This window comes from Caballeronia glebae (assembly GCF_001545035.1).
Classification (GTDB): Bacteria; Pseudomonadota; Gammaproteobacteria; order Burkholderiales; family Burkholderiaceae; genus Caballeronia; species Caballeronia glebae.
Genome location: NZ_FCOJ02000105.1, coordinates 1 through 11607 on the forward strand (window position 1 = coordinate 1; position 11607 = coordinate 11607).

The following is an 11607-nucleotide window of genomic DNA, read 5'->3' on the forward strand; positions in this document are numbered from 1 at the left end:
GATCAGATCAACCGGGCTCTTTTCCTTCTGCAAGCGGCGAGGTCAATGCGCCGCCGATGCCGCCGCCGCCGAATCCCCTCCGCCCGAACGCTCGGGCCGCGTGATCCAGATCAGCGCGATCAGCGCGACGAAAATCGCCGCCGAGATGTAGAACATGTCGTTCACGCCGAGCTGCGCGGCCTGCTGCGTCGCCATGCTGTTGTAGAGACCGACGGTCTGCTCGTGTGACAAGCCTAGCGCGCCCATCTGCTGCATCGAATTGGCGAACACCGGGTTATACGAATTCGCGCCTTCGACCAGTTGCGCGTGATGCACGATCGAACGATGCTCCCACGCCGTCGAGAAGATCGACGTGCCGATGCCGCCGCACATGATCCGCACGAAGTTCGACAGACCCGACGCCGCCGGAATCCGATGCCCCGGCAAGCCCGACAGCGTGATCGACACGAGCGGAATGAAGAAGCCCGCCATGCCGATGCCCTGAATCAGCGTCGGCAGCGTGAGCGCCCACGTGTCGACGCCGGTCGTGTAGCGCGAGCGCATCCAGAAACAGAGCGCGAAGACGAGGAACGCGGCGGTCGCGATGTAGCGCGGATCGGTGCGCGGCAGGAATTTGCCCGTGATCGGCGACAGCAAAATCGCGAAGACACCGACCGGCGCCATCACGAGACCGGCGTTCGTCGCCGTGTATCCGATGTCCGTCTGCAGCCACAGCGGCAGCAGCACGAGATTGCCGAAGTAGAGCCCGTAACCGATGGATAGCGCGATGGTCCCGCCTGTGAAGTTGCGCAACTCGAACAGCGACAGGTCCACGACCGGATGCTCCGCCGTCAGCTCCCACACGATGAAGAACGCGAACGAGATCACGGCGATAAGCGTGAGCACGACGATCGTCGTCGAGTTGAACCAGTCGAGATCCTTGCCCTTGTCGAGCATGATCTGCAGCGAGCCGACCCAGACGACGAGCAGCCCGAGACCGACCGAGTCGATCGGCGCACGGCGAATGGCCGAGTCGCGGTCGCGGAAGATCGCGAACGTGGCGATCGCCGCCGCGATGCCGACCGGGATGTTCACGTAGAAGATCCACGGCCACGAGATGTTGTCCGAGATCCAGCCGCCCAGCACCGGACCCGCGACCGGCGCAATGAGCGTGGTCATCGACCACATCGAGAGCGCCATTGGCGCCTTCGCGCGCGGATAGCTCGCGAGCAGAAGGGTTTGCGACAGCGGGATCATCGGGCCGGCGACCGCGCCTTGCAGCACGCGCGCGGCGAGCAGGAAGGGCAGCGTCGGCGCGAGACCGCAGAGCCACGACGCGATCACGAACAGGATGATCGAGCCGAGGAAAAGCCGCACCTGGCCGATGCGCTGCGTGAGCCAGCCGGTGAGCGGCACCGAGATCGCGTTGGCGACCGCGAACGACGTGATGACCCACGTGCCCTGATCCGACGCCACGCCGAGGTCGCCGGAGATCGACGGAATAGAGACGTTTGCGATCGACGTGTCGAGCACGTTCATGAACACCGCGAGCGATACGGCGATCGTCCCGATGACGAGCTTTCCGCCCGACAGCGGCGGATGTACGACGTTTTGCGAAGACATGTGGCGAATCCGCTTACATCAGCTTGACGGCCGACGCGGACTTCGTCGCGCGGCCATGCGCCGGCGACGTGCTCTGCGACGACGTTCCCGCGCCCGCGCCCGCGCCCGTGCCTGCGTTCTGCTGGATGATGCGCGCGATTTCCTGGTCGGCCTGCGCGCCATAGTTGTCGAACACGTTGGTCTGGTAGACCGTGTTCTGCGCCTGGCCCAGCTGGCCGCCGTCCTCGTTCTTGATCGTCACGTCGACGTTCATCGACAGGCCGATGCGCAGCGGGTGCGCCTGCAGTTCCTTCGGATCGAGTTCGATGCGCACCGGCAGGCGCTGCACGACCTTGATCCAGTTGCCGGTCGCGTTCTGCGCCGGCAGCAGCGAGAACGCCGAGCCCGTGCCGGCCGAGAAGCCGATCACCTTGCCGTGATACACGACGCTCGAACCGTACAGGTCGGCCGTCAGTTCGACCGGCTGGCCGATGCGCATGTGCTTCAGTTGCACTTCCTTGAAGTTCGCGTCGACCCACACGGCGTTGAGCGGCACGATCGCCATCAGCGGATTGCCCGGCGAGACGCGCTGACCCACTTGCACCGAGCGCTTCGCGACATAACCCGTCACCGGGGCCGGCAGCGTGTTGCGCGCGAAGTTGATGTACGAGTCGCGCACTTTAGCAGCGGCGGCGAGCACGTTCGGATGATCGGCGATCGTCGTATTGGCCGTGAGGGAGCGGTTCGACGCAAGCTCTTGCTCGGCCGAGTCGAGCGCAGCCTGCGCGCCGCGCACCGTGTCGTGTGCGTGCGAGACTTCTTCCTGCGACACCGCGCCCGTCTGCGCAACTAGCATGCGGCGCTTCAAATCGTCCTGCGCGCGCGACAAATCCGACTTGCGCAACGCGATCTGGGCTTCGTACTGGTTGTTGTTGACGAAGAACGTGCGCACCTGGCGCACCGCCTGCGCGAGATTCGCCTCGGCCTGATCGAGCGCGACCTTGGAGTCGGCCGGATCGAGCGCGACGAGCGGATCGCCGATCTTCACGGTCTGCGTGTCGTCCGCGTTCACCGAGATCACCGTGCCCACGACCTGCGGCGTGATCTGCACGACGTTGCCGTTCACGTAGGCGTCGTCGGTGGCTTCATGAAAGCGCGCGACGAGGAAGTAGTACAGCCCGTACGCGATAGCCGCGATGATGATGACGAGCACGATCAGCGTCATCAGCACGCGGCGCTTGCCGTTGCCTGGCTTCTGCACGGGCGCGGCGGCCGCGGCGTTTTGTTGAGGGTCGCTCATGAAAGACTCCGAATGTTCCGTATTTTGTCCAATGCGTGTTCTTGTGGGCGCTTATTTCGACGGCGTGGCCTGATTTGCCGCTTGCGTCGACGCCTGATTCTGCCCGCTGCCGTCGATCGCGAGATCGTTGCTCGTCGCGTCGAAGCCGCCGCCGAGCGACTTGATCAGCGCGATCTGCAGATCGGTGCGCTTCAGACGCAGGTTCGTGACGGTCTGCTCGTTGGCGAGGCGGTTCTCGTCGGCGTTGAGCACCTGCAATTGCGGCGAGAGGCCCGCCTTGTAGCGGATCACGGCGAGTTGATACGCGCTCGACGCGGCCGTGAGCGCGCGCTGGGCGTCGGCCATCTGCTTGTCGAGCGAGCGGATCGCGGAGATGTTGGTCGCGACATCGTTCATCGCGTTGATGAGCGTCTGGTTGTAGTTCGCGACATCGCCCTCGAAATCGGCGTAACGGCCCTTCAACTGCGCGCGCAGGGCGCCGGCGTCGAAGATCGGCAGATGCACCGCCGGCCCCATCTGGATCTGGCGGCTACTCGCCTGCAGGAAGCGGCCCCAGCCGAACGCGTCGAAACCGAAGCCCGCCGCGAGGTTGATGTCCGGGAAGAACTCGGCCTTCGCTTCCTTGATGTTGTGCGTCGCGGCTTCGACCTGCCAGCGCGCGGCGACGATATCCGGGCGGCGCGCGACGAGATCGGCGGGCACGTTGTCGGGCAGCGTCACGTTGACGTTGGGATCGATCACGGGCTTCGCAATCTTCAGGCCGCGGTCCGGGCCCTTGCCGAGCAGCGCCGCGAGCTGATAGCGGACGGTTTCGATCTGGCCGTCGAGCTCGGTCGAGTTCGTCTGGCTCGTCGCGACGTTGCCTTCCGCCGTGCGGCGCTCGACGTTGGTGTCGAGACCGGCCGCGACGCGCCCGTTCGTGATGCGTCCGACGTCCTGGCGGTTCGCGATCTCGCGCTGCGCGACGTCACGTAGCGCGTAGAGCAGCGCGAGCTGGTTGTACGTGCGCGCAACCGATGCCGCGAGCGTCACGCGCGCCTGCTGCATGTCGGCCTCGGCGGCCTTCTGCTGCGACACCGCCATGTTCAGCCGCGAGCGGTTCTTGCCCCACAGATCCAGTTCCCACGACGCGCTCGCGAGCACGTTGTTCTCGCTGAACCACGTGCCGCCGTAAGGCGGCGGGAAGAGGGCGTTGGCCGAATAGAGTTCGCGCGTCCACGAATACGATCCGTTGACCTTCGGATAGAGCGCCGAGCGCGACGTCTCGATATACGACGATGCCTTCGCGATGCGGGCCTGCGCCTGCGCGATCGACGGATTGTCGGCGAGCGCCTCGTCGATCAGTTGCGGCAGCTGCGGATCGCCGAACTGTTTGGCCCAGTCGAGCGCGGGCCACTGGCCGCCTTGTCCCGGCACGCTCTGCGTGGCCTCGAAGTTTTCGGGCGCGGCAATCTGCTTGTCGCTCGAAATGCCCGCGTAGTTCGCGCAACCGGCGAGCGCGAGCGCGGCCACCGCGGCGGCCACGGCGCTCTTCACGCGGCTTTGGCCGGTCGGCGCGAACTGGAAGAGGTGTTTCATATCTCGTCTCTTGAGATGAGAATTAAAGATGGACGTTGCAATCATTTTGTAGGCTTGCGATGCCGAATTTGCTTGTCATCGCAATGACGTACCAGGCTTATCGTTGCCGCCGTGCAGCGATGCGACGGCGGGATCACATGAGTTTGCGAGAATCCGCCGTAACATGCTTTTGAGAAAGCCCACTTCCTCAGGCGTGAAGCCGGCAAGCAGGTTATCCAGCACGCTCGTGAAGATGGCGGGAATCTTTTCGGCGGTCGCGCGACCTTCGTCCGTCAGCGCGAGGCGCACCACACGCCGGTCTTCCTCGCTGCGCACGCGCGAGAGCAGGCCGCGCTTCTCCAGCCGGTCGATGAGACGCGTGACGGCGCTCGCGTCGATGCCGTATTCGCGGGCGATATCCGCCGCCGTCAGGCATTTGCCGACGGCGAGCATGAACAGGATGCTCGCCTGCGTGCTCGTGATGCCCAGTTCGGAAGTCGTGTGTTGCGTGACCATGTTCCACATGGTCGAGCGCACCCGGCTGATCAGATAGCCGACACTCTCGGCGAGCACGTAGTCGCCGATCGCCGCGGATTTCGGAGTGTCGCTCATGAAATAACTTGTGTAATTGCAATAGTTGACTAGGCATGATTATAGGTGCGCTCTTCGGTCGCTGCAAGAATCTTTTCCGAATATGCTTAATAATCCGCGCGGCGCCGGCTTCTCGCGACCGAGTTCGCGGACGTGCGAAGGTAGCTGGCCCGATTTGCGGGTTGAGTCCCATTGCAAGGTTTAGCCATTCGTGCGTGCTATACTCTTCGGTTCTCACCGCGCCGGGCCCGCGTAGTCATGCTTGCATGATGCTTCCAGGGGGGCTTGCCGAGCCATGGGGTCTCATTCAAGGGGCTCGGGGGCTCGATCCTACGGCGCACAACCAAGACACTTTCTATGACTCGCGCCCTCCGCAATATCGCCATCATTGCCCACGTCGACCACGGCAAGACCACGCTCGTCGACCAGTTGCTCCGTCAGTCGGGCACGTTCCGGGAAAACCAGCAGGTCGCCGAACGGGTCATGGACTCGAACGACATCGAAAAGGAACGTGGCATCACGATTCTGGCGAAGAACTGCGCCGTCGAATACGAAGGCACGCACATCAACATCGTCGATACGCCGGGACACGCCGACTTCGGCGGTGAAGTGGAGCGCGTGCTGTCGATGGTCGATTCCGTGCTGCTGCTCGTCGATGCCGTCGAAGGCCCGATGCCGCAAACGCGCTTCGTCACGAAGAAGGCGCTCGCGCTCGGCCTCAAGCCGATCGTCGTGATCAACAAGGTGGACCGTCCGGGCGCGCGTATCGACTGGGTGATCAACCAGACGTTCGACCTGTTCGACAAGCTCGGCGCAACCGAAGAGCAACTCGATTTCCCGATCGTCTATGCGTCGGGTTTGAACGGCTACGCGGGTCTCGATCCGGCCGTGCGCGAAGGCACGATGCGTCCGCTGTTCGAAGCGATCCTGGAGCACGTGCCGGTTCGCCCGTCCGATCCCGAAGGTCCGCTGCAACTTCAGATCACGTCGCTGGACTATAACTCGTACGTCGGCCGTATCGGTGTGGGTCGTGTCGCGCGTGGCCGTATCCGCCCGGGCATGCAGGTGGCCGTGCGTTCGGGTCCGGACGGCGCGATCATCAACCGCAAGATCAATCAGGTGCTGTCGTTCCACGGCCTTGAGCGCGTGCAAGTGGAAGAAGCGCAGGCCGGCGATATCGTGCTGATCAACGGTATCGAGGAAATCGGCATCGGCGTGACCATCTGCTCGCCGGAAAATCCGGAAGCATTGCCGATGATCACCGTCGACGAGCCGACGCTCACGATGAACTTCCTCGTGAACTCGTCGCCGCTCGCGGGCAGGGAAGGCAAGTTCGTGACGAGCCGCCAGATTCGCGATCGTCTGACGAAGGAACTGAATCACAACGTCGCGCTGCGTGTGAAGGAAACGGGCGACGAAACCACGTTCGAAGTGTCGGGCCGCGGCGAATTGCACCTGACGATTCTCGTCGAGAACATGCGCCGTGAAGGTTACGAGCTGGCCGTGTCGCGTCCGCGCGTCGTGCTACAGGAAATCGACGGCGTGAAGTGCGAGCCGTACGAAAACCTGGCCGTCGACATGGAAGATGCGCACCAGGGCGGCGTGATGGAAGAACTCGGCCGCCGTAAGGGCGAAATGCTCGACATGGCGTCCGACGGACGCGGCCGCACGCGTCTCGAATACAAGATTTCGGCGCGCGGTCTGATCGGCTTCCAGGGCGAATTCCTGACGCTCACGCGCGGCACGGGCCTGATGAGCCACACGTTCGACTCGTACGCGCCGGTGAAGGAAGGCTCGGTCGGCGAACGTCGCAACGGCGTGCTGATTTCGCAGGACGATGGCGCGGCCGTCGCTTATGCGTTGTGGAAGCTGCAGGATCGCGGCCGCATGTTCGTGTCGCCCGGCGATGCGCTGTATGAAGGCATGATCATCGGCATTCACAGCCGCGACAACGACCTCGTCGTGAACCCGATCAAGGGCAAGCAGTTGACCAACGTGCGCTCGTCGGGCACCGACGAAGCCGTGCGCCTCGTGCCGCCGATCCAGATGTCGCTGGAATACGCGGTCGAATTCATCGACGATGACGAACTCGTCGAAGTGACGCCGCAGTCGATCCGTCTGCGCAAGCGCCACCTGAAGGAGCACGATCGTCGCCGCGCGAGCCGCGAAGCCAACGCAGAGTAAGCAGCGATGCATCGGTTGGCATCGTGAGTACAAAGGCCGCCCTCGGGCGGCTTTTGGCATTCTCCGATACCACGCAAGGCAACCTTGCGTATCTCACAAAAGCCCGCACATGCTTGTTGCATAAAGGATGCGCGAGGGGTGCGAGAGCAGGGCGCGTGCGACCTTCGGTCATATGACGATTGGTTCTGTGCTATGCTTTAAAGATTAGCTGTCGCTTTTTAGGTCCTTCCAAGCAGACTTGATTCGCGCAATCCGCTAAACGGTCAGGCCGTGGCGCGGAAGGTTTCTTAACCCGCACTTCCTCGAGAAACTCGAAGAAAGGTGAGCGTAAAATGATGAAGCAATTTCAGTCGAACTCTTATCTGTTCGGCGGTAATGCTCCGTACGTCGAAGAGTTGTACGAGCAGTATCTCGATAATCCCGCGTCAGTGCCCGAGACCTGGCGCGCCTATTTCGACGCGTTGCAGAACGTGCCCGCATCAGACGGCACGGCTCACAACGACGTGGCTCACGGCCCCATTGTCGAATCCTTCGCCCAGCGCGCAAAGGCGAATGCCTTCCTGCCACGCGAAAGCACGGGCGATCTGACCACCGCGCGAAAGCAGGTCTACGTTCAGTCGCTCATCGGCGCATATCGTTTCCTTGGCACGCAATGGGCCAACCTCGATCCGCTCAAGCGGCGCGAGCGTCCCGCCATTCCCGAACTCGAACCCGGCTTCTACGACTTCACCGAAGCCGACATGGATCAGGTGTTCAACGCGAACAACCTGTACTTCGGATTCGAGCAGGCATCGCTGCGCGACATCGTCAAGGCGCTGCGCGACACGTATTGCGGCACGATCGGCGCCGAATTCATGTACATCAGCGATCCGGAACAGAAGCGCTGGTGGAAAGAGCAACTCGAATCGATCCGCTCGACGCCGAATTTCTCGAACGACAAGAAGAAGCACATCCTGAATCGCCTGACGGCCTCCGAAGGCCTTGAGCGATTCCTGCACACCAAATATGTCGGCCAGAAGCGCTTCTCGCTGGAAGGCGGCGAGAGCTTCATCGCGTCGATGGACGAAGTCGTGCGTCACGCGGGCAAGAATGGCGTGCAGGAAATCGTCATCGGCATGGCGCACCGCGGCCGTCTCAACGTGCTGGTCAATACGCTCGGCAAGATGCCGGCGGACCTCTTCGCCGAATTCGAAGGCAAGCACGTCGATGACCTGCCGGCCGGCGACGTGAAGTACCACAAGGGCTTCTCGTCGGACGTCGCCACGGAAGGCGGCCCGGTTCACCTGTCGCTCGCATTCAATCCGTCGCACCTCGAAATCGTGAATCCGGTGGTCGAAGGCTCGGCCAAGGCGCGTATGGATCGTCGCGGCGACGAAGAAGGCCTGCAAGTGCTGCCGGTTCAGGTTCACGGCGACGCGGCCTTTGCCGGCCAGGGCGTCGTGATGGAAACGCTGAACCTCGCGCAGACGCGCGGTTACGGCACGCACGGCACGCTGCATATCGTCATCAACAACCAGATCGGTTTCACGACGTCGGACCCGCGCGACGCGCGCTCGACGCTGTACTGCTCGGACGTTGTCAAGATGATCGAGGCGCCGGTGCTGCACGTAAACGGCGACGATCCCGAAGCCGTCGTGCTCGCGACGCAGCTTGCCATCGACTTCCGCATGAAGTTCCACAAGGACGTGGTCGTCGACATCATCTGCTTCCGCAAGCTGGGTCACAACGAGCAGGACACGCCGGCCGTCACACAGCCGCTGATGTACAAGACCATCGCGAAGCACCCGGGCACGCGCGCCGTGTACGCGGAAAAGCTGGTGCAGCAAGGCGTGATCACGGCCCAGGACGCGGACAACTACGTCAAGGAATATCGTCAGGCGATGGACGAAGGCCATCACACGATCGATCCGGTGCTCTCGAACTACAAGAGCAAGTACGCGGTCGACTGGGTGCCGTTCCTGAACCGCAAGTGGACCGACGCAGCCGATACGGCGGTTCCGCTCGCCGAACTGAAGCGTCTCGCCGAGCGCATCACGACGATCCCCGAGAACTTCAAGGTTCACCCGCTCGTCGAGCGCGTCATCAACGACCGCCGCGCGATGGGTCTGGGCGAATCCAAGCTCGACTGGGGCATGGGCGAGCACCTCGCGTTCGCGTCGCTGGTCGCATCGGGCTACGCCGTGCGTCTCACGGGCCAGGACTCGGGCCGCGGCACGTTCACGCACCGTCACGCCGTTCTGCACGATCAGAACCGCGAGCGCTGGAACGACGGCACGTACATTCCGCTGCAGAACATCGCGGAAGGCCAGGCCAAGTTCACGGTGATCGACTCCGTGCTGTCCGAAGAAGCGGTGCTCGGCTTCGAGTACGGCTATTCGACGGCCGAGCCGAATACGTTCGTCGCGTGGGAAGCGCAGTTCGGCGACTTCGTGAACGGCGCGCAGGTCGTGATCGACCAGTTCATCTCGTCGGGCGAAGTGAAGTGGGGCCGCGTCTCGGGTCTCACGATGCTGCTGCCGCACGGCTACGAAGGTCAGGGTCCGGAGCACTCGTCGGCGCGTATCGAGCGTTTCCTGCAACTGTGCGCGGATCACAACATGCAAGTGGTCCAGCCGACGACGCCGGCGCAAATGTTCCATTTGCTGCGCCGTCAGATGATCCGCCTGTTCCGCAAGCCGCTCATCATCTTCACGCCGAAGTCGCTGCTGCGTCATAAGGAAGCCGTGTCGGATCTGTCGGAACTGTCGAAGGGTTCGTTCCAGCCGGTTATCGGCGAAGTGGACGAAGCCATCGAGCCGAAGAAGGTCAAGCGCGTGGTCGTGTGCTCGGGCCGTGTCTACTACGACCTCGTCGCGCATCGCCGCGAAGCGAAGAGCAACGATATCGTCATCCTGCGTATCGAGCAGCTGTATCCGTTCGCGCACAAGCAGTTCGACGCGGAAATCAAGAAGTACGAGAACGCGACCGAAGTGGTCTGGGTGCAGGACGAGCCGCAGAACCAGGGCGCCTGGTTCTACGTCGAGCACCATCTGCGCGAAGGCATGCGCGAAGGCATGAAGCTGGCCTATAGCGGCCGCCCCGCATCGGCGTCGCCGGCAGTCGGCTACTACGCGAAGCACTACGAGCAGCAGAAGGTGCTGATCGAAGGCGCGTTCGGCCGCCTGAAGGGCGCGCAGGTCATCGCGAAGTAAGGATTGCTTGATCGAGGCCGGGCGAACGACGTTCCCCGGTCTCGCTGCTCGTACAACAGACACGCATCAGGAAAATACAGAAATGGCTATCGTAGAAGTCAAGGTTCCGCAGCTTTCCGAGTCGGTCTCGGAAGCGACCATGCTGCAATGGAAGAAGAAGCCGGGTGAAGCTGTCGCCCAGGACGAAATCCTCATCGAAATCGAGACCGACAAAGTCGTGCTCGAAGTGCCGGCTCCGTCGGCTGGCGTGCTGGCGCAGGTCATCAAGCACGACGGCGATATCGTCACCGCCGACGAACTCATCGCGAAGATCGACACCGAAGCCAAAGCAGGCGACGCGCCTGCCGCCGTCGCCGCTGCGGGCGACGCCGAAGTGAAGCCCGCGCCGGTCGCGGAACCGGCTGTCGCACAGGCTCCGGCCGCGGCGCAGGCATCGACCGGCGGTGCGGCATCGCCGGCCGCGACGAAGATCCTGGCCGAGAAGGGCGTTTCGGCCGACCAGGTTTCGGGCTCGGGCCGCGACGGCCGCATCACGAAGGGCGATGCGCTCAGCGCTTCGGCTTCGGCTTCGGCTTCCGCGCCGGCTGCGAAGGCCGCCGCACCGGCTCCCGCCGCCGCGCCTGCGCGCGCCGCGAAGCCGTCGCTGCCGCAAGTGGGCGCGCCCGCATCGGCTGATCAATGGCTGAAGGACCGTCCGGAACAGCGCGTGCCGATGTCGCGTCTGCGCGCGCGCATCGCCGAGCGTCTGCTCGAATCGCAGCAAACCAACGCCATCCTGACGACGTTCAACGAAGTCAACATGGCGCCGGTCATGGATCTGCGCAACAAGTACAAGGACCGCTTCGAGAAGGAACACGGCGTGAAGCTCGGCTTCATGTCGTTCTTCGTGAAGGCGGCCGTGCATGCGCTGAAGAAGTTCCCGCTCGTGAACGCGTCGATCGACGGTAACGACATCGTTTATCACGGCTACTTCGACATCGGTATCGCGGTCGGTTCGCCGCGCGGTCTGGTGGTGCCGATCCTGCGTAACGCAGATCAATTGAGCCTTGCCGAGATCGAGAAGAAGATCGCCGAATTCGGCCAGAAGGCCAAGGACGGCAAGCTGTCGATCGAGGAAATGACCGGCGGCACGTTCTCCATCTCGAACGGCGGCGTGTTCGGCTCCATGCTCTCGACGCCGATCATCAACCCGCCGCAGTCCGC

Annotated in this window: 7 protein-coding genes; 3 read left to right on the forward strand and 4 right to left on the reverse strand. The window is 63.1% G+C overall.

Annotated features, from left to right (window positions below; all coding sequences use genetic code 11):
- Nucleotides 1-42: 42 nt before the first annotated feature.
- The 4 genes from AWB82_RS35195 to AWB82_RS35210 form a co-directional block, all read right to left on the reverse strand.
- Nucleotides 43-1602: a DHA2 family efflux MFS transporter permease subunit gene (locus AWB82_RS35195; protein ID WP_086973880.1), complete on the reverse strand. Its 1560-nt coding sequence runs from the start codon at nt 1600-1602 to the stop codon at nt 43-45.
- 13 nt (nt 1603-1615) lie between these two features.
- On the reverse strand, nt 1616-2881 hold the full coding sequence (locus tag AWB82_RS35200; protein WP_086973881.1) for an HlyD family secretion protein: 1266 nt from the start codon (nt 2879-2881) through the stop codon (nt 1616-1618).
- A 51-nt stretch (nt 2882-2932) separates the two neighbouring features.
- On the reverse strand, nt 2933-4459 hold the full coding sequence (locus AWB82_RS35205; RefSeq protein ID WP_086973882.1) for an efflux transporter outer membrane subunit: 1527 nt from the start codon (nt 4457-4459) through the stop codon (nt 2933-2935).
- Nucleotides 4460-4534: 75 nt separating this feature from the next.
- Nucleotides 4535-5050, reverse strand: a complete 516-nt coding sequence (locus AWB82_RS35210) for a MarR family winged helix-turn-helix transcriptional regulator (RefSeq protein WP_086973883.1) — start codon at nt 5048-5050, stop codon at nt 4535-4537.
- 336 nt (nt 5051-5386) lie between these two features.
- Between AWB82_RS35210 and typA the strand changes: the two genes are divergently transcribed.
- The 3 genes from typA to odhB form a co-directional block, all read left to right on the forward strand.
- Entirely contained in the window at nt 5387-7213 is a 1827-nt protein-coding gene (typA, locus tag AWB82_RS35215) for a translational GTPase TypA (RefSeq protein WP_086973884.1), read from the forward strand.
- Between the two features lie 332 nt (nt 7214-7545).
- The gene (locus AWB82_RS35220; RefSeq protein ID WP_086973885.1) at nt 7546-10404 is read left to right on the forward strand and encodes a 2-oxoglutarate dehydrogenase E1 component; all 2859 of its coding nucleotides are present in this window, start codon (nt 7546-7548) and stop codon (nt 10402-10404) included.
- 82 nt (nt 10405-10486) lie between these two features.
- On the forward strand, nt 10487-11607 hold a 1121-nt coding region (odhB, locus tag AWB82_RS35225; protein WP_086973886.1), incomplete at its 3' end, for a 2-oxoglutarate dehydrogenase complex dihydrolipoyllysine-residue succinyltransferase.